Here is a 19,379-nt window from a genome sequence, read left to right on the forward strand (position 1 = left end):
AGATGGCGCTCAGGCGCGCCGGAAGATTGCGCTGACCACCAGCCCGGACTTGGGCGCCGGACGGTTGGCAAGGACCAGCCTGCCGCCGTTGCGCTGCAGGATGCGGTTGACGATGGACATGCCCAGGCCGGCCCCCTTGGCCTCGCTGCGGGCGGCGTCGAGCCGGTAGAACGGGCGCGTCAGCAGCGACAGTTCTTCGTCCGGCACACCCATGCCGTTGTCCGCCACGACCAGCACCGCATCCTTGTCCTCGACGCGCGTGGAGATCTCCACTTCGGCCATGCCGGTCTCTTCGTCCTTGGCGTAGCGCCGCGCGTTCTCCACGAGGTTGTCGAGAATGCGCTGGATCTCCATGCGGTTGGCCATGGCCATCACCGGGCCGTTCGATCGCACGTGGATGCGCACGTCGTCATGTGCGGCATAGACGCCGACTGACTCCTGCACGAGCGTCGATAGATCGACCGGTTCCACGACTTCCTGCCCCGGCCGGGCATAGTTCAGGAACTGGCCGATGATCGCGTCCATCTGTTCGATGTCGGCGATCATCGCGTCGCGGGTGATGTTGTCCACGGGGGACATTTCGGTTTCCAGCCGCAGGCGGGTGAGCGGCGTGCGCAGATCGTGCGAGATGCCTGCCAGCATCACCACGCGGTCGTCGTCGAGCTGACGCAGGTCGTGCACCATCTGGTTGAAGCTGCGGTTGGCCTGCGCCACTTCGCTAGCGCCCTGTTCGCGCAGCGGCGGTGGATCGCCACCGGACCCGATCTGGCGCGCGGCGTTGGCCAGTCGTTTGAGCGGATAGTTGACGCGCGCGGTGATGAATGCCGCGCCGATGATCGACAGCATCAGTGCCGCGATACTCCACCAGAGCCACTGGATGCCTGGCACGCGCTCGAATCGTTCGGGGCTGATGGCGACCCAGTAGTCGTCGCCTTCGATTTCGAAGCTGACCCACACGCCGGGGATGTCGTTGACCGTGGTCGCGATGACAGTGTCTTCGCCCAGGCGGCCGCGAATCTCCTGTTGGACGAGCTGCGTCAGGAACGGGTTGGCCGTGGGCGCCGCGAAGTCATCGTCCTTCTCGCGCGGATAGACCTTGATGCCCTCGTTCTGGACGAGGTCGAGCAAAAGGAACCGGCGACGAGCCGGGTCCGAGTAGAGCAGGGCCGCGCGGGTGAGCTTGACCACGCTGACTACCTGCATGGCGATCTGCTGGGCACGCGGTGCGCGTTCGAAGAGCCGGTAGCTCTGGAACCAGATACCCAGCGAGATCGCCAGCAACAGGGCGATCAGCATGAAGGTTCGCCAGAAGAGCGAACCAAAGAACCGCGTTGCGGTACGGCCGAGAGCGGTCGCCACGTTGAAGCTGTGAGGTGCGACCGGAATTACTTCACGCCATCGGGGATAAAGACATAACCCAGGCCCCAGACCGTCTGGATGAAGCGCGGGTTACCCGGATCTGGCTCGATCAGCTTGCGCAGGCGAGAGATCTGCACGTCCAGGCTGCGGTCGAAGACTTCGTACTCGCGGCCGCGTGCCATTTCCATGAGCTTCTCGCGCGACAACGGCTGGCGCGGGTGGCGCGCGAAAACCTTGAGCACCGAGAACTCGCCCGTGGTGAGCGTGATTTCCTCGTCGTTCTTGGTCAGCGTGCGCGTGGCCAGGTTGAGCACGAAATCGCCAAAGGCGAACGTTTCCGGGGTTTCCGACGGGGCGCCAGGCACTTCGGCCGGACCCTTGCGGCGCAGCACCGCGTGAATCCGCGCGATCAGTTCACGCGGGTTGAAAGGCTTGGGCAGATAGTCGTCCGCGCCCATTTCCAGGCCGACGATACGGTCCACGTCCTCGCCCTTGGCGGTGAGCATGATGATCGGGGTCTGGTCGTTGGCGCCTCGCAGGCGGCGGCAGATGGAAAGGCCGTCCTCGCCCGGCATCATCAGGTCCAGCACCAGCAGGTCGAAACGTTCGCGCAGCCAGAGCTTATTCATGGCCGTGGCGTTTTCCGCCACGAGGACCGTGAAGCCCTGCTCGCCGAGATAGCGGCGTAGAAGATCGCGCAGGCGCGGGTCGTCGTCCACGACGAGAATCTTGTGGCTGGTATTTTCCATGGCGGTATCTTAGCGACTATCGCTTTCGCTCAAAATGGCTTAACAAAACGTTACATACTTTACCCTGTGGTATGGCGGCGTGCACCTTTTGTGCATTTACACTCCGCAAACCGTATTCCTGATGCCGATTTTCGGTCCAATTCCAGGAGCGGCCACCACGGGCATCCAACGCCCCTTGCTGACGGCAGGGGCCACGCAGCCTCCCCCCAGTTGATGCTGGATGGCAGGCAGTCGGGGTGCCGTCGAAACCGCCATTATCCAATGAAAGTGAAGCGAATCCGGCCTGGGCATACCCTGCGGTGCGCGACGTACGCGCGAGCAGCATGTCTGGCTGGCCTGACCCTGCTGATTACGGCTGCATCCGACGTGGCGCTGGCCCAGTCGGCGGGTATGGCACATCTGCTTCACACATCGAAAGGCCAGTCCTCATCCAGCGCCCAGGTCGGCAACGGCCAGGCCTCGGAGCGGGGTCGCTCGTCCGCTCGGCGGCCCGACAAGGCCGAGTCCGAACGGGATATGGCCGACCGCGCCACGCGGCAGGGTCAGCGCGGTGGCAATCCCCGCCTGTCGCCTGACGAGCGCAAGACGTTACGCAAGAATCTCTACGATCTCAGCCGCGAGATGTACCAAGGCGGCTGAGAAACCGCTTCTGGGCGATCCTGGCGCCGTTGCGCGGCCTTGCCGTACCGCGCCCCCGAAGCCCAGTCCACTCAGTCCACTCAGTCTTTCACCCGGAAATGCCGCAGGAAGTCCACGAAGACTTCAGCAGCCTGTTGCGCATCTTCCTCTGTGATCGTCTCGAGCGGGTTGTGGCTGATACCGCCATTGCCACATCGGACGAACAGCATCGCCACATCGATGATGCGGTGCATCATCATCGCATCGTGGCCCGCGCCTGAAGGCAGTTCGAACACTTCATGGCCACGCTTTTTCAGCACTGCACCGAATTGATCCATCAGCCAGCGCGCGCAGGGCGCATTGTTGACCGGCGTCACGCGCTCCACGCTGGCCTGCAGGCCGCGCTTTGCGGCAATCCGCTCGATCCCGGCGACGATATCGGCGATGGCGGCCTCGCGAATGCCGTCTTCACCGGCGCGGATGTCCATCGAGAACACGCACGCGGCCGGAATCACGTTGCTTGACCCGTTCGGCACCTGAAGCTGGCCCACCGTGCCCACCAGCGTCGGCACCTGGGCGCAGCGCGACTCCACAAGCAGGATCATCTCTGCGGCACCCGTCGCGGCATCGCGGCGCATATCCATCGGCGTGGTGCCAGCGTGGCTGGCCAGGCCCTCCACACGTACCTGGAAGCGGCTGCTTCCGGCAATCTGGGTCACGATGCCGAGCGGCAATCCGCGATTGAGCAGCACCGGGCCCTGTTCGATATGGACTTCGACAAAGCCAGCCAGTGTCGACGGATCGACCGCCGCAGCGCGCAAGGCGTCGATGTCGCCGGCGCCGGGCAGGCCGGAGTCGGCCAGGGCCTCGCGCATCGTCGCGCCATCCACGTCAGCGCGGTCGAGCAGCGCAGGGTCGAAGCGTCCCGCCAGCACGCTACTGGCCAGAAAGCTGGTCTTGAAACGCAGGCCTTCTTCCTCGGCAAATCCAACCACTTCGAAGTGATAGGGCAGGCGAATGCCGGCATCGCGCAGCGCGCCAACGACGGCAATTGGCAGCAGGATGCCGAGCCTGCCGTCATAGCGGCCGCCATTGCGCACCGTGTCGAAGTGCGAGCCCGTCATCAGCACCTTCGGATTGGCCGCGGCCGGATCGGCGGCGTAACGGCCAATCACGTTGCCGATCGCGTCGATCCGTACCGTCATGCCGGCATCCTCCATCCACCGTGCCAACTGCGCTTGTGCCTGGCGGTGGGCGGGCGTCAGATAGGCGCAGGTCAGGCCATCCTCCATATCCGAGAAGCGGGCAAGGGCTTCAGCGCGTTCGAGGATCGACTGGCCGAGGGAAGGTGTGGCGGTGGTCATGGCGTCAACGACAGTAGGGCAGAAAGGCAGAAAAGCAGAAAAGCGGAACGAAGCCGGGGGTTAGCCATTCTTCAGCCAGGTTTTCCAGGCAATCCAGAGCTTGCGCATCGGCGTCAGATCAATGCGCTGGTTCAGGACCTGGAAGTCGCTGGCTTCGATTTCGTCCAGAAGGGCGTGCTGAATGGCCGCGAAGGCCAGTTGGGCACGCTGGGATCGACGATCGGCGCGCGGCAATGCGGCCAGTGCCTCGCCATACAGCGTGCGGGCTTTTGTGGCCTGTTCCCGCATCAGCGCGACAAAGCGGTCCGAATGGCGCGACTGCAGGATGTCCGCGGCGGGCACTTCGAAGCGTTGCAGCGTATCGACAGGAATATAGATACGGCCATGGCGCGCGTCGCCACCGACATCCTTCACGATGCGCACCCGCTGCAAGGACAGCCCGAGCTGTTCCGCGGCATCGAGAGTGCGCGGGTCGGTGTGGCCAAGCACGCGGGCCGTCAGCTTGCCGAACGTGCCGCCCGAGGCCTGGCAGTATCGAACCAGTCCGATCTCGTCCAGATAGCGCGATTGCGCCAGATCCATCTCGGTGGCGGCGAGCATCTCGGCCATTTCGGCCTGCGGCAGCGCATCCAGATGCGGCTGAAGCGCCTGGCTGACCGGGTGGGCTGCTCCCCCGTCGTACAGGCGGCGCAATTCCGCGCGCCACCAGTCCAGGCGCTGGTGGGCTACGCCGGCGTCATGGTTCTCGTTGACGATGGCATCGAGTTCCTGGCGCCAGGCTTGCAGCGCGGTCAGGGCGTTGCGGCGGTCGGAGGGGAGGAGGAGGCTACTGTAGTAGAAGCTGGAGCCGCTCTGGGCGGCCTTGTCCTGGCAATACTGATCGGGCGTCACGCCAATCTCTTTGAATGTGGGGCGGCGGGGGCGGCGCCAAAGGCGCGGATTGTAGCACCGGGAGAAGCCGCCGGCGCCTTCAGGCGCCCGCTGACGCTTGCTGCGGACCTTTCGTCGCACGATACGCCTGTTCGTCATCCGCCGTTTGACGCACTCGAGGGTGATCAGTATATTACTGACCGGCCAGTTATTAATTTCTTCCCTTGGCCCCAGGCATCCGCGCAGATGCCTGAAAGTTATCCCAAAGACGCATTCCAGAGAGTCGCTCGCCGTCAGGCGAGGGCCACCGGCTGCACCCGTTCCACCGACCAGATATCGCTTGTCCATGCCAGTGCATTACGCCGGGCCGGAAGTTGCGGCCGTAGACGCTGAAGTTCGTTCTCTCGCGCCGCTGCCGGAACGCCGGCGCGGACGCCGTGCCGCCCGGCCCATCGCCGCGGGGCTGGCCGTGCTTGCGCTTTCGACCGCCTTGATGTTGGCTGGCTGCGGCAAGCAGGCGGAATCTGTCGAGTACGTGCGGCCGGTTCGGTTGCTGCAACTGAACCCGGCAGCGGGCAAGACGGCCTTTGAATTCTCGGGCGAGGTGCGCCCGCGCGTGGAGTCGCGCCTGGGATTCCGCGTGGGCGGAAAGATCGCCGCCCGTCTGGTGGACGTGGGTGCCACCGTGCGCAAGGGGCAGCCGCTGGCCAGGCTTGATCCGACCGATCTGGGGCTGGCGGAAGCCGGCGCGCGTGCCCAGTACGACGCGGCCAAGACCGACCGAGATCTCGCGGCGTCCGATCTCAAGCGCTACAACGAACTCGCGGCCAAGGGATTTATCAGTGCCGCCGAGCAGCACCGCCGTCAGGCCACCTACGATTCGGCCGCTTCGAAGCTGGAGCAGGCCCAGGCCAATCTGCGCAACCAGTCGAACCAGACCGGCTATGCGGTGCTGACCGCCGACGCCGATGGCGTGGTGACCGCGATCGACACCGAGGTGGGGCAGGTCGTTACACCGGGCCAGCCGGTGATCCGTGTGGCGCAGACGGCCGAAAAGGAAGTGGCGATCGGCCTGCCGGAAGATCAGGTCGACATGCTGCGTGGCATTACGGAAGTCACGATTCGCACCTGGTCGGAACCGGATCGCGTGCTGCCGGGACGGGTTCGCGAGATTTCCGCAGCTGCCGATACGGTGACGCGGACGTACCCGACGCGCGTCAGCGTGCCGAATCCGCCGGCTGACCTACGCATCGGCATGACCGCCGTGGTGACCTTTGTCCGGTCCGGCGACAGCGCCGCGATTCGCATTCCGCTGACGGCCCTGCTGCAGAACCAGGGCAGCAATCAGGTCTGGGTCTATCAACCGGATTCCGGCGGCAAGGGCACCGGTGGCACGGTCAACCCGGTGCCCGTGATGCTTGGCAACGCCGACGGCAACCTGATCGAAGTGCGAAGCGGCTTGAAGCCGGGTCAGGTCATCGTCACGGCGGGTGTGCACCTGCTCAGGCCGGGGCAGAAGGTCAGACCGATGCAGAGCATTGCTCCGGCACAGCCGGCCTCGAATCCTGGCGCGCCGCTGGCCGCGCTGGATAGCCGCCTGGGCTGAGGGCGGCGCATGGAACATTCCCGCTTCAACCTGTCGCGCTGGGCGCTTGAGCACCAGCCGCTGACCCGCTACCTGCTCGTTGTGCTGCTGCTGGGCGGCCTGTTGGCCTTCTTCCAGCTAGGGCAGGATGAAGATCCGCCGTTCACGTTCCGCGTGATGGTCGTGCAGGCGCTCTGGCCTGGCGCTACCGCCGAGCAGATCGCCGTGCAGGTGACCGACAAGATCGAACGCCAGCTTCAGGAAGTGCCATACGCGGACAAGATCCGCAGTTTCTCGAAGCCGGGCGAGACCACGGTGATCTTCCAGCTGGCTGACAACGCGCCGGCTAAGGACACCGCGCAGATCTGGTACACGGTGCGCAAGAAGATTGGCGACATCCAGCCGACGCTGCCGCAGGGCGTGCGTGGGCCGTTCTTCAATGATGAGTTCGGCGATGTGTACGGCTCGATCTATGCGCTCTCGGCCGACGGCTTCACTTACAAGGAACTGCGCGAGTACGCGGATCTCGTGCGGCAGGAGATGCTGCGCATCCCCGCCGTGGCCAAGGTGTCCCTGCTGGGGCTGCAGGACGAGAAGCTCTATGTCGAGTTCAATCAGGCCCGCTTCGCGCAGCTTGGGCTGGACATCAACGCGATCGCCAACCAGATTGCCGAGCAGAACAATCCCACGGGTAGTGGTGTCCTCGTGACGCCGACCGACAACCTGCAGGTCCGCATCACCGGGCAGCTTGGCGGGGTGGCAGACCTGAAGAACCTGGTCCTGCGGGGGCCGAACGGCATCGCCAATATTCGGCTGGGCGACATCGCGCACGTCTATCGCGGGTATGTCGATCCCCCGGTGAGCCGGATGCGTTTCAACGGCAAGGATGTGATCGGCCTGGGTATTTCGATGGAGAAGGGCGGGGACATCATCGCGCTGGGCAAGGAACTGCGCCGCGTGGTCGATGGCCTGCGCAACCAGTTGCCGGTCGGCATCGAGATGGATCAGGTCCAGGATCAGCCGCAGGCCGTGAAGCACTCGGTGGGCGAGTTCGTGCGGGTGCTGATCGAGGCCGTTGTGATCGTGCTGGGTGTGAGCTTCGTCTCGCTCGGGCTCCATACGCGGCCGTTACGGCTCGACGTACGTCCCGGACTCGTGGTGGCGCTGACGATTCCGCTGGTGCTGGCCGTGACGTTCCTGTTCATGAACATATTCGGCATCGGGCTCCACAAGATATCGCTTGGCGCCCTGATCATCGCGCTGGGCCTGCTGGTGGACGACGCGATCATCGCGGTCGAAATGATGGTGCGCAAGCTGGAGGAAGGCTTCTCCAAGATGGAGGCCGCCACGTTTGCCTACACCTCCACGGCAATGCCGATGCTGACCGGCACGCTGATTACGGCGGCAGGCTTCCTGCCCGTGGGGCTGGCGCGCTCGACCGTTGGCGAATACACGTTCGCGATCTTTGCTGTGACGGCGCTGGCGTTGGTGCTGTCCTGGCTGGCGGCGGTCTACTTCACACCGTACCTGGGCTATTTGCTGCTCAAGACGCGCCCGAGCGACGGCGGCCATCACGAGGTGTTCGATACGCCGTTCTACGCCCGCTTCCGCGCGCTGGTGAACTGGTGCGTCACGTGGCGCAAGACCGTGATCGTGGTCACGCTGGCGGCGTTCGCGCTGGGGCTGTTCGCGTTCAAGTTCGTCGAGAAGCAGTTCTTTCCCGATTCGAGCCGCCCCGAGTTGATGGTTGAACTCTGGATGCCGGAAGGCACGAGCTTTGTGCAGACCGAAGCCGAAGCCAAGCGCTTCGAAGTGGCGATGCGGCGCGACAAGGCCGTGGGCAGCCTGACCACGTTCATAGGTACCGGCGCGCCGCGCTTCTACCTGCCGCTGGACCAGATCCTGCCGCAATCGAACGTGGCGCAGCTGATCGTGATGCCGGCGGACGCGGAGCAGCGCGACGTGCTGCGCAAGCGCATCGAGCAGGTGCTGGCCACGGAGTTCCCGCAACTCCGGGGCCGCGTGAAGCTGCTGCCGAACGGACCGCCCGTTGCTTACCCGGTGCAGTTCCGGGTGATTGGTCCGGATGCCGCCGGGGTGCGCAAGGCGGCGGATCAGGTGCGGGCCATCATGGCAGCCAATCCGAACACGGTCGGCGTCAATGACAACTGGAACGAGAACGTGAAGATGCTGCGTCTCGAGCTTGACCAGGACAAGGCACGCGCGCTCGGTGTGACCACCAATGCGATTGCCCGCGCCACGCAGGCGGTGCTGACCGGCGTGCCGGTCGGCCAGTATCGCGACGCGGACAAGCTGATCGATATCGTCATGCGCACGCCGAAAAGCGAGCGCGACACGATGTCGGACCTGAACAACATCCTGGTGCCGACCAGCACGGGCCGCGCCGTTCCGCTGACGCAGGTGGCGCGCGTGACGCTGAAGTCGGAGCCCGGCGTGCTCTGGCGCGAGAATCGCGACTTCGGCGTTACCGTGCAGTCCGACATCGTCGATGGCATCCAGGGCCCGACCGTGACCGCGCAGATCGATCCGAAGCTCGACGCGATCCGCGCTACCCTGCCGCCCGGCTACCGCATCGCGATCGCGGGTGCGCAGGAGGAAAGCGGCAAGGCTGGCGCATCGATCGCCGCGCAACTGCCGCTGTGCATCTTCCTGATCTTCACGCTGCTGATGCTGCAGTTGCACAGCTTCTCGCGGTCGGTGATGGTGTTCCTGACCGGCCCGCTGGGTCTGATTGGCGCGGCGGCGACGCTGTTGCTCCTGCACGCGCCGATGGGGTTTGTCGCCCAGTTGGGCATTACCGCGCTGCTGGGCATGATCATCCGCAATTCGGTGATTCTGGTTGATCAGATCGAGCAGGACATCAAGGCGGGCATTCCGCCATGGCAGGCCATCGTCGAGTCAGCGGTGCGCCGGGCCCGCCCGATCATGCTGACAGCCGCAGCGGCGGTGCTGGCGATGATTCCCCTGTCGCGCTCGACGTTCTGGGGGCCGATGGCCGCCGCGATCATGGGTGGCCTGATCGTCGCCACGGTGCTGACACTGTTGTTCCTGCCCGCGCTGTACGCGGCGTGGTTCCGCGTCCGGCCGCCGGAAGGCGGGCAAGGGGTGATGACGAACTGAGGGTTTGGGGCTGGCAGCAGGCTGCTACGGCCTGCGCTTCTTCCATTCGTAGTCGGGCGGCGGGTCAGCCGCGCCCGGCTTGCCGACCGAGTTCGGATTTTCCGAGCAGAGCGTGACGAAGCTGACCGGCTCGCCGGCAAACTGGCGACGACGCAGCGCCTCCGCGAACTGCAGCGCATCCTTAAGGGCGTCACCGGGGAACGATTGCGCGTGCGGGGCCAGACCGTCGGCGGTGGCCTCGGTCCAGTAGATCATGTACATACCGGGAGCATCTCCAGCTTGGGTGGGCCCGACAGTGGGTCCGCGATGCCGGCATGTTAGCGCGCGAGGAGATAAGGCGCGAGGCTTCAATGCGCGAGGAGCCTGATCAGGCCAGCCAGGCGCGAATGACCAGCGCGCTGCCCGAAAGCAGCACGATCACGTTCACCACGCGAAGGAACTGCTCGCGCGACATGCGCAGCGTAATCTGGCGCCCGACCCACAGCCCAGCGATCATCGCCGGTGCCAGTGCCACCGCGAGCTTCAGCAGTTCCGCGTCCGCATAAACGCCCGCCAGCAGGAACAGCACCAACCGTGTCAGTGTGGACAATCCAATCAAGGTCGATTGGGTGACGCGCATGGCGTCCTTGTCGAGCCGACTCGACAGATAGATCGCGTATAGAAAGCCACCGCTACCGAACATTGCGGAGCAGATGCCACCGACCAACCCGAACGGCACGGCGGCGGATGAGGAAAGTCGCGTGGCCGGCCGCTTGCCGAGCAACGACCAGATCGCATACGCCGTGACGAAGACACCCAGCACGGCGGGCAGCAGGTCGGCGCGTATCCGCAGCAGCAGTGCCGCGCCGATCAGGCTGCCGATGAGCAGGCACGGCACCAGCCGCCGCAACTCGGTACGATCGGCGGCGTGTCCGTCGCGTGCCAGGTTTAGAAGTGCCGCCGAGCAGTCCATTAACGCCAGCAGTGGCACGATCTGCGCGACGGGCATCACATAGGCCAGCACAGGTGCTGCCACCAGCGCCGTGCCGAATCCGGCAATGCCGAAGATGACGTACGCCACGGCCAACGCGGCGCTCATGGTGGCATAGGGGGGCAGGGAAACGTCGGGAAGCAGGGCGGACAGGTCCATCGGCGAGGCGGGGATTGGGAGAGGATTCAGCGTAGCGCCGGGCGACGTGCCGATCGATCGCAAATGCCGCACGCTGCCATCGCAAATCGGCATGGCAGCCAGAGTCCATGAAGGGCGTGGCAAACTCTCGCTCATGACGCCCTCCCTGAAGCAGTTGCGCTATTTCGTCGAGATTGTGGACGCCGGCAATTTCAGCCTGGCGGCCGAACGGCTGTTTATCGCCCAGTCGGCGCTGAGCCGGCAGATCCGTGACATGGAAGCGGCGCTGCAGGTGGAATTGCTGGTGCGCAAGCCTCGGCATGTGGAGCCGACGGCGGCGGGGCAGGTGTTCTACGAATCGGCGCGCCGCATTCTGTCCGACATCGCTGGCGCGGCCGTGCAGGCCCGCCAAGTGCAGCGTGGTGGGGTCGATGCGATACGCCTGCTCCATTCGAGCTCGGTCGTGCTGACGCCGCAGCGTTGCGGCTGGTTGCACCGCTGGCAGTCCGACCATCCCGCCGCCCGCTTTGAAATTGCCCAGGCATCGTCGGAGCAGCAATCGGTCGACATCGAGGAAGGCCGTGCCGACCTCGGGTTGGCGCGTGATCCGGTGCTGCGCCGCTACCCGAACATCCAGATCGATCCGATGGCCGGGGAGCGGCTGGTCGTGGCTGTCTGCGCCGACCATCCAATGTCGCGACGGGAATCGCTGACGCTGAGTGCCTTGCGAGAGATGCCGTTTGTCTCGCTGCCGCACCCGGAGCGGGGCGGGCTTAGCTACCGCGTGGCGCAGCTTTGCCAGGCGAGCGGCTTCTATCCCACGGCGGCCGGTGCGATTTCCCGCAAGCTTTCGCAGCTATCGCTTGTGGCGGCGGGCTTCGGCGTAGCCGTGGTGCCGGAATCGATGCAGTGGTTCGGGCCCGATGGCGTCCGGTTCGTGCCATTGTCCGATGCGGGCGCGACGACACGTGTGGTACTGCTCTCCCGCCGGGATGCGCCCGAGCCGGTGGCGGCGCTCCGTACGCTGGCGCTGTCCGCCGGCGATGCCTGAGCCCGTCAGGCCAGTTCGAATACGACGTCCTGGGCGCCTTCCCACAGCACCTTGGTGCCCAGGGCGCGCAGGTTTTCCTTGCCCTCGACGATGGTCAGGAAGTGGTTGCCCGCCAGTTGTCCCAGCTTGCTGGCGAAGCAGCAGCTCCCGTAGGCCAGGATGATCTCCGTCTCGCTGTAGCCGCCTGGGTAGAACAGGATGTCGCCCACGGACGGATGGCTCGTGTGGTTCTCGAAGTCGACACCAAGCCTGAACTCGCCCAATGGAATCCAGCAGCCCTCGCCACTCCAGCGTACGTGGATCAGCTTCTGCCGATAGGGCAGCAGTTTCAGAAACGCGGCAACGGTCTGCGGCGCATCGGGGTTGGTATCGGCGATAAAGGTGTAGCCGGCGGCGGAGATGCGGAGTCGGGTCATGATGTGATTGCCGTGATGGGAGCGGTTGGCGCCATCCGCGTCGCCGACGAAGATCGGGGAGCGGTCTGGCACCAGCTTAGTTCAGGCGATCGCCGTCATCAATGTTTCAGCCACGGCAATCAGGCTGCGGTCGCTCCCCATGGGGCCAATCAGGGATAGTCCCAGTGGCGCGCCGTCGCGCCCGGATAGCGGCAGGCTGAGTTGAGGGAATCCGGTCAGCGGGGTCAGGCACAGCGTATGCGCCGCGGTGGTCCGGTAGTCTTCGAGTGCTTCCATCGGTGTCGTACGCAGTGGCGCGATGTCCGGCATCGTCGGTAGCAACAGGATGCCGTCTTGACCCAGCAGACGGCCCAGGTGAGCCGTGAACTCCCGGCGCACGGCGCTCGATTTCTCGAACTGCGCTGCCGTTACCTCCTTGCTGAACGCGAATCGGCCGGCGACATCGGGCCCCAGCTGCAGGCCATAGTTCTCAATCAGTGCGCCGTCCGCCCGCCACGCCTCCCAGCCTTGCACGTAACGAAAGGCCCAGTACAGATCCGACAGCGGACGATCGGCCACGTCAACAGGCGAGGCTTTACCGAGCACGGCCTCGATGCGAGCGGCGGCGGGTGCAAGCGCCTTGCGCGCCTCGGGCGTTGGCAGTTCGAACAGGTCGGCTGCCAGCAACAGCCTGGGCTGGCTGGGCAGCGGATTGGCATCCGCACCTAGCAGGACGTCGGCCACGCGCGCGAAGGTGGCGATATCCCGGGCGAAGAAGCCGCACGTATCCAGTGTTTCGCACAGTGGCATGCAGTGAGTCAGCGATATCCGGCCATGTGACGGACGGATGCCGAACAGACCGCAATGACTGGCTGGTGCGCGGACCGAGCCACCGGTGTCGGTGCCGAGCGCGAAGTCGCACAGCTTGTTCGACACTGCGGACGCCGAGCCCGACGACGAGCCGCCCGTAATGCGATCGGGCGCCGTGCCGTTGTACGGGCCGCCGTAGTGATGGTTCTGTCCGTTCATCGAGAACGCGAGCTCGTCCGTATGGACCTTGCCGACGAACGCCGCGCCTGCGTCGAGTAGTTTCTGGACGGTGGGCGCTGTCGTGGTCTTGATGCCAGAGCGTGCTAGCACATGCGGATTGCCGCCGCCCGTGGGGTAGCCGGAGACGTCGAAGAGGTCCTTGACGGCGAACGTCAGGCCGTGAAGCGGGCCGCTGGCCGCGTTGGGCACGGGGGCATCGGGGTATGGCAGAAAGGCGCGCGAGGGATGGGTGGCCAGGCTCATGGGTGTGATTTCCTTGGAATCGATCAAACGGTTTCAGGCGACGCATTCGGTGGCAGCGGGCGCGGTAACCCGCACACAGCTGACGCGATGTCCGTTGCCGAGCGATACGGCTTTCGGTATCGCCGACAGGCAGGCCGCACTGGCCTGCGCGCAGCGTGGTGCGAACGTGCAGCCGGGCGGCAGCGCGGCCAGGTCAGGCGGCGCGCCACCGATCGTCGCGAGGCGTTCGCCACGGCCCATGCCATGCTGTCGGCTTTGCAGCAAGGCGATCGTGTACGGATGGCGCGCGTCACGCATCAGGGTGCGGATGGGGCCTTCCTCGACAATGCGTCCGCCATACATCACGGCGACGCGATCGGCGATTTCCACGGCGGCGCCGATATCGTGGGTGACAAAGATGATCGACAGGCCGAGCTCGCGCTGCAGTTCGCGCAGCAGTATCAGTACCTGGATCTGCACCGTGGCATCGAGTGCCGTCGTGGGCTCGTCGGCCAGCAGGATCCTGGGCTGTGCGGACAGCGCCAGCGCGATCATCGCGCGCTGACGCATGCCGCCCGACATCTCATGCGGATAGGCTGCCAGGCGTCGTTCCGGGCTGGGAATGCGCACGGATTCCAGCGCCTTGAGTGCCAGCGCACGCGCTTCCGATGTCGATACCCTACGGTGTGTGCGGATGCATTCGACAATCTGTTGCCCAACCGTGTAGACGGGGTCCAGCGCCAGGAGTGGCTCCTGAAACACCATGGCGACGGTGCCGCCGCGCAGGCGGGCCAGCGCGCGTTTGTCGAGATCCAGCACGGACTGGCCGTCGACCTGAATCTCGCCGGATATCGTCGTGCGGCGTGGCGGGTGCAAACGCATCAAGGCGCGTAGCGTGACGCTCTTGCCAGAGCCCGACTCGCCGATCAGCGCCACGGCTTCGCCCGGCGCTACTTCCAGCGATACACCGTTGACGGCCTGGATCGTCTTGCCGCCGCTTGCAAAGGACACACGCAGATCTCGCACGGAGACTGCGGGTGGATGGGAATGGAGGGGGTCGGTGGACATTGGTGTCTCCGCGAGTTCAGGGCGTGGCGGCATGCAGGTTCGTCGTCAGCCGGCGCAGCGGCAGCGAGTGGCCGCCGTCTGGCATGGCCATCAGGCATGACACCGGATGGCCGGTGAGCGTGTCGGTGAGCACAGGCTCGCGCCGTTCGCAAATGGGCTCGGCACGCACGCAGCGCGGATGGAAGCTGCAGCCCGATGGCGGATTGATCGGGTTGGGCGGATCGCCAGCCAACGGCGCGGCCAGCGTGCGCTGGTCGGGATCCATCGAAGGCATCGATGTCAGCAGTGCCCGCGTATAGGGATGGGCCGGGTTGGCATAGACGGATTCGGTTGCGCCGATCTCCACGACCTTGCCCAGATACATGACCATGACGCGGTCGCAAAGGTAGCGAATCACATTGAGGTCGTGGCTGATGAACACGTAGGTCAGGTTGAACTCGGCCTTGAGGTCCATCAGCAGGTTCAGTACCTGGGCTTCCACGGACTTGTCGAGGGCGGACACGGCTTCGTCAAGAATGACAAGGCGGGGCCGTGGCGCCAGCGCACGCGCAATGTTCACGCGCTGGCGCTGTCCGCCCGACAGTTCGTGCGGATAGCGGCCGGCGAATCGCTTCGGCTCCAGCCCGACGCGCTCCATCAGGTAGCGGGCGCGTTCCGTGGCTTCCCGTGCGGAAACGCCGTGGACACGTGGCGTGAACGCAATCGATTCCTCGATAGTCAGTCGTGGATTGAGCGACGAGTAGCTGTCCTGGAATACCATCTGCACCTGACTGCGGAACGCCTTCATCGGCAATTGCCGGGAATCAACGCCCTGTGCATCGAAGATCAGTTCGCCGCTGTCCTGCGGCGTGAGTTGCATCAGCAGGCGTGCCGTGGTGGACTTGCCGCATCCAGATTCCCCGACCACGCCAAGTGTTTCGCCCTTGAGGACATCGAAGCTCACGCCGTCCACGGCACGCACGACACCGCCCTTGCGCAGCGGGACGGGGGACTTCAGCGGAAAGTGCTTGACCAGCTGGCGTGCGATGAGCAGCGGCTGCGCCCGGCCGCCGACATCATTGGGGGCGGTAGGCAGGGGTACATGCGTTTCAACCATGCTCACTCCTTGATTTCCATGGCCGAGCGAATGCCATCGGCCAGCAGGTTGAACGAGATCGAGGTCAGGAAGATCATCGCGCCGGGCAACGCGGCCACCCATGGCTGGGTGTAGATGGCGGTGCGCAGGGTGTTCAGCATCAGGCCCCATTCGGGCTCTGGTGGCTTGACGCCAAGCCCCAGGAACGAGAGCCCGGAGGCCAGGATCATCGAGACCGAGATCAGGCTCGTGGCATAAACGAAGATTGGGCCGAGTACGTTGTTGAGGACGTGCACGCGCACGATGGTCAGCGACGATGCGCCCGAGGCGCGGGCGGCATCGACGAATTCCCGGTTGCGTACCTGCGTGGTCACGCTTTCGGCGACGCGCACGATCTGCGGCACGAACACGATGGTCAACGATAACAATGCGTTGCCAACCCCCGCGCCCAGTGTGCCGGATAGCGCAATGGCCAGCAGTACCGAGGGAAACGCATAGAGGATGTCGGTGAGCCGCATGATGACGGTGTTCGTCCAGCCACCCGCATAACCGGCGACGATGCCGATCGTGCTGCCGATCAGGAAGGCGAGCAGTACCGGCGTGATACCCATGAACAGCGACAACCGCCCGCCAAGCATCAGGCGCGACAGCATGTCGCGGCCCAGTTCATCGGTACCAAGCAGGTGACCGTCGAAGCCGATCGGCTTCAATCGCTTGAGAATCGACGACGCATAGGGGTCGGCAGGCATCAGCGCCGGCGCGAAGATCGCCGTCAGGACAAGTACGATCAGGATCAGCGCGGCCAGCATCGCGAGCTTGTTGCGCAGCAGCCGGCGGCAGACCGTGGTCCAGTATCCGGGCGAACGCTCCACGGGTAGCGGTGCCACGGCCTTGTTCAGTGTCATTTCCATCGTGGCGTCCTCAGTTGCGTTGGATACGGGGGTCGAACAACGTCTGCAATGCATCGACCAGCAGGTTCAGCATCACGAAGAACACTGCCAGGACGAGAATCGTGCCCTGCAACAACGGGAAATCGCGCTGGAAAATGGCGGAATTCAGCAGGAAACCGGTGCCCGGCCAGGAGAACACCGTTTCGATCAGGATCGAGCCACCGAGCAGATAGCCCAGTTGCAGGCCCATGATCGAGAGCGCCGTCGGCGTCACGTTCTTGACCACGTGACGGAATACGGCAACGTCCGACAATCCGCGCGCGCGCAGGCCGACAATGAACTCGTTGGACAGGATCTCGGCCACCAGTGCGCGGATGGTGCGGGCCACGATGCCCATCGGAATCACCGACATCGTGACCGCGGGCAGCAGCATGTACTGGATGTGTTCCCAATCCCAACTCCAGTCGCCCGATCCATTGGGGCCGGCGCCGGTGGCCGGCAGCCATCCCAGCAGCACGGAGAACGCAATCACCAGCACCATGCCGAGCCAGTAATGCGGAATGCTGACGCCCAGCACCGACAGGAACGACGCCACACGATCGGGAACCGAATCGCGCAGGTAGCCGGCCACGAAGCCGAACAGGCAGCCGAACGTGAAGCCGATCAGCGTGGCGACGGCGGCCAGGCGCACGGAGTTGACAACGGCAACCGACACCTCGCTCATCACTGGCCGGTTCGTGGCGATCGACGTACCGAGGTCCCCATGCAGCGCGCGCAGCAGCCAATGGAGAAATTGCTCGAGAAACGGCTTGTCGAACCCGTACAGCGCGGTCAGTTGTCGCCGCAGATCCTCGGATGCATCGGGCGGCAGCACCGATACAAGGGGATCGCCGGGGGCAATGTGGACCAGCGAGAAGCAGAGCAGGGCGACCCCAAGCAGGATCGGCAGGGCATATGCGATGCGGCGAAGCAGGTAAGTCATGGTCTATGGCCGGCTTGGGAACAGGCAAATACGTTGGCGCGGGAAAGTGCCCCCTTCCGCGGAGGAGGGCACTGCGGCGAGTCCGTCAATCGATCGACATCGTCGCGATATCGATGAACCAGCTCTGCGGCTGCACCACCCCCTTGACCTTCCGGGAAATCGCGCGCGGGCCCACATCGTGGGCGATCAGCACGAATGGCGCTTCTTCGACGATGCGTGCGTGGAGTTTTGCCAGCGCGGCGTCTCGTTCTTTTTCGCCAAACGAGGTGCGCGCGGTCTCGATCAGCTTGTCAAACTCCGCGTTGCCGAAGTAGCCCCAGTTGTTCGAGACCGGCGGCTGCGTCTTCGTGCTGACGAAGCGGACCATGGCAAAGAAAGGGTCCATCGCCGCAAAGCTCACATTGATCGCGTTGGCGCCATGCGCGCTCGCATCCTTCGCGCCAATGCGCCAGTTCGTGAACAGCGTGTTCCATTCGACGACGTCAAAGTCCACGTCGAAGAAGCACTCCTTGAGGTTTTGCTGTACGTACTCGTTCATGGGCAGCGGCTGCATCTGGCCAGAGCCCGATGCGGATACCTGGACCTTTACCTTCACCGGCTTGGCGGCGGAGTATCCGGCCTCTGTCATCAGCTTGCGCGCGGCCGCGGGGTCGTACTTGATGGTGAATGCCGGATTGCCCCACCACGGGTTTCCGGCTTCGACGATGCCCTTGGCCTCGGCCATGTAGCCGCCGAGCAGTGTCTTCAGGCCGGCGCGATTCACGCAAAGGTTCGCGGCCTGGCGCACGCGCTTGTCGAGCCACGGGGAATTCGGCGCGAATGACAATTGCCATGGCCACATGTGCGGCTGCGCGTTGGCGTACACATCGAAGCCACGGCTCTTGATCTGCGCGATGGCATCAGGTGCCGGGGCCTCGATCCAGTCCACCTGGCCTGACAGCAGTGCTGCGGTGCGTGCATTGGCCTCGGGCATCGGCAGCATCACGACCTTGTCGATCTTCGGCACCCGCTTGCTGTCCCAGTAGGCGGGGTTCTTGGCAAGCTCCAGGCGTTCGCGCGGGACGAAGCGGGTCATCTTGAATGGACCCGTACCCGATGCGTCCGCTGCAAAGGCCACCCATGCCTGCTTGCTGCGCTCCGCTGGGTCGGTCACGGAGGCAGGGACCGCCGCGTACTTCTTCTCCCACTGGGTCGGCGACGCCATGAACAGGTTCGACACGTTGTACGGCAGGAACGAATCGGGCTCTGACGTGACGAGTTGGACGGTCATGTCATCGATCTTCTTCGCGCTGCGCAACGTGGGCATGCGCGAAGCGGTGACGCCAACCTGGCTGGGGTCGAACTGCTTCGCGGTCTTGTCGAGCACCTTGTTGACGTTCCAGACCACGGCATCGGCATTGAACGGCGAGCCGTCGTGAAACTTCACGCCTGGGCGCAGCTTGAACGTCCATTCGGTCTTGTTCTTGTCGTCGACCTTCCATTCGGTTGCCAGATCGGGAATCAGCAGGCTCGGGCCGTTGCTCTTGGACAGGTCCCACTGGGTGAGTGCGTCATACATCGGGATGCCAGTGAACCGGTTGCCTTCGAAACCCTGGTCAGGCTGGCCGAGCGTACGCGGGATGTCGGCGGCCGTCATGCCGATGCGGAGCACCTTCTCGGCCATCGCGGCGCCGGGCAGGGCCAGCAGCGACAACGTGACGGCGGCGAAGACGGTGCGAATCGCGGCGGAAAGGCCTTTTGAATGGGAGGACGTGGAGTGGGTCACGGGCGGGGCTCCTGAAACGGAATGGGCTGTGGATGGACATTGCTCCGTCAAGCAATTGATGTGCCAGTGACCATGCACCATCGATGG

17 protein-coding genes are annotated in these 19,379 nt (G+C 64.7%); 4 read left to right on the plus strand and 13 right to left on the minus strand.

Annotation, left to right across the window (positions count from 1 at the left end):
* Window positions 1-9: 9 nt before the first annotated feature.
* Window positions 10-1,359 carry an ATP-binding protein gene (locus D769_RS27330; protein WP_035882586.1) on the minus strand — a complete coding sequence of 450 codons (1,350 nt, stop codon included), beginning with the start codon at window positions 1,357-1,359 and terminating at the stop codon, window positions 10-12.
* A 26-nt stretch (window positions 1,360-1,385) separates the two neighbouring features.
* Window positions 1,386-2,108: a two-component system response regulator OmpR gene (ompR, locus tag D769_RS27335; RefSeq protein ID WP_006576352.1), complete on the minus strand. Its 723-nt coding sequence runs from the start codon at window positions 2,106-2,108 to the stop codon at window positions 1,386-1,388.
* A gap of 261 nt (window positions 2,109-2,369) precedes the next feature.
* Here ompR and D769_RS27340 point away from each other — a divergent pair, with 261 nt between their 5' ends.
* Window positions 2,370-2,747: a hypothetical protein gene (locus D769_RS27340; RefSeq protein WP_008651560.1), complete on the plus strand. Its 378-nt coding sequence runs from the start codon at window positions 2,370-2,372 to the stop codon at window positions 2,745-2,747.
* A gap of 80 nt (window positions 2,748-2,827) precedes the next feature.
* Here the strand turns inward: D769_RS27340 and D769_RS27345 are convergent, their stop codons facing one another.
* Together D769_RS27345 and hpnD are read right to left on the minus strand one after the other, a co-directional pair.
* Window positions 2,828-4,090 carry a Zn-dependent hydrolase gene (locus D769_RS27345; RefSeq protein WP_008651561.1) on the minus strand — a complete coding sequence of 421 codons (1,263 nt, stop codon included), beginning with the start codon at window positions 4,088-4,090 and terminating at the stop codon, window positions 2,828-2,830.
* Between the two features lie 60 nt (window positions 4,091-4,150).
* The gene (hpnD, locus tag D769_RS27350; RefSeq protein ID WP_035882646.1) at window positions 4,151-4,981 is read right to left on the minus strand and encodes a presqualene diphosphate synthase HpnD; all 831 of its coding nucleotides are present in this window, start codon (window positions 4,979-4,981) and stop codon (window positions 4,151-4,153) included.
* A 325-nt stretch (window positions 4,982-5,306) separates the two neighbouring features.
* Between hpnD and D769_RS27355 the strand changes: the two genes are divergently transcribed.
* Window positions 5,307-6,566: an efflux RND transporter periplasmic adaptor subunit gene (locus tag D769_RS27355; RefSeq protein WP_008651563.1), complete on the plus strand. Its 1,260-nt coding sequence runs from the start codon at window positions 5,307-5,309 to the stop codon at window positions 6,564-6,566.
* Between the two features lie 9 nt (window positions 6,567-6,575).
* Complete coding sequence (locus tag D769_RS27360; protein ID WP_008651564.1) at window positions 6,576-9,686, plus strand: efflux RND transporter permease subunit; 3,111 nt, start codon at window positions 6,576-6,578, stop codon at window positions 9,684-9,686.
* 24 nt (window positions 9,687-9,710) lie between these two features.
* Here D769_RS27360 and D769_RS27365 read toward each other — a convergent pair whose 3' ends face one another.
* Both D769_RS27365 and D769_RS27370 read right to left on the minus strand, forming a co-directional pair.
* Window positions 9,711-9,947: a hypothetical protein gene (locus D769_RS27365; RefSeq protein WP_008651565.1), complete on the minus strand. Its 237-nt coding sequence runs from the start codon at window positions 9,945-9,947 to the stop codon at window positions 9,711-9,713.
* Window positions 9,948-10,053: 106 nt separating this feature from the next.
* A complete protein-coding gene (locus D769_RS27370) occupies window positions 10,054-10,908 on the minus strand; it encodes a sulfite exporter TauE/SafE family protein (protein WP_008651566.1) in 855 nt (284 codons plus the stop codon).
* On the opposite strand from D769_RS27370, the gene D769_RS27375 reads away from it, so the two are divergent.
* Window positions 10,907-11,845: a LysR family transcriptional regulator gene (locus D769_RS27375; RefSeq protein WP_152415084.1), complete on the plus strand. Its 939-nt coding sequence runs from the start codon at window positions 10,907-10,909 to the stop codon at window positions 11,843-11,845. The two genes, D769_RS27370 and D769_RS27375, sit on opposite strands and share 2 nt — an antisense overlap.
* A 5-nt stretch (window positions 11,846-11,850) precedes the next feature.
* On the opposite strand, the gene D769_RS27380 is transcribed toward D769_RS27375, so the two are convergent.
* The 7 genes from D769_RS27380 to D769_RS27410 form a co-directional block, all read right to left on the minus strand.
* Complete coding sequence (locus tag D769_RS27380; protein WP_008651568.1) at window positions 11,851-12,261, minus strand: DUF3830 family protein; 411 nt, start codon at window positions 12,259-12,261, stop codon at window positions 11,851-11,853.
* 81 nt (window positions 12,262-12,342) lie between these two features.
* Complete coding sequence (locus tag D769_RS27385) at window positions 12,343-13,533, minus strand: amidase (RefSeq protein ID WP_008651569.1); 1,191 nt, start codon at window positions 13,531-13,533, stop codon at window positions 12,343-12,345.
* A 33-nt stretch (window positions 13,534-13,566) separates the two neighbouring features.
* Window positions 13,567-14,580, minus strand: a complete 1,014-nt coding sequence (locus D769_RS27390) for an ABC transporter ATP-binding protein (RefSeq protein ID WP_008651570.1) — start codon at window positions 14,578-14,580, stop codon at window positions 13,567-13,569.
* A gap of 16 nt (window positions 14,581-14,596) precedes the next feature.
* Window positions 14,597-15,676: an ABC transporter ATP-binding protein gene (locus tag D769_RS27395; protein ID WP_052018177.1), complete on the minus strand. Its 1,080-nt coding sequence runs from the start codon at window positions 15,674-15,676 to the stop codon at window positions 14,597-14,599.
* 2 nt (window positions 15,677-15,678) lie between these two features.
* Entirely contained in the window at window positions 15,679-16,566 is an 888-nt protein-coding gene (locus D769_RS27400) for an ABC transporter permease (protein WP_008651572.1), read from the minus strand.
* 10 nt (window positions 16,567-16,576) lie between these two features.
* Complete coding sequence (locus D769_RS27405; protein WP_008651573.1) at window positions 16,577-17,527, minus strand: ABC transporter permease; 951 nt, start codon at window positions 17,525-17,527, stop codon at window positions 16,577-16,579.
* An 85-nt stretch (window positions 17,528-17,612) separates the two neighbouring features.
* Complete coding sequence (locus D769_RS27410) at window positions 17,613-19,190, minus strand: ABC transporter substrate-binding protein (RefSeq protein ID WP_241227912.1); 1,578 nt, start codon at window positions 19,188-19,190, stop codon at window positions 17,613-17,615.
* Window positions 19,191-19,379: the final 189 nt, after the last annotated feature.

Source organism: Cupriavidus sp. HMR-1 (assembly GCF_000319775.1).
Taxonomy (GTDB): Bacteria; Pseudomonadota; Gammaproteobacteria; order Burkholderiales; family Burkholderiaceae; genus Cupriavidus; species Cupriavidus metallidurans.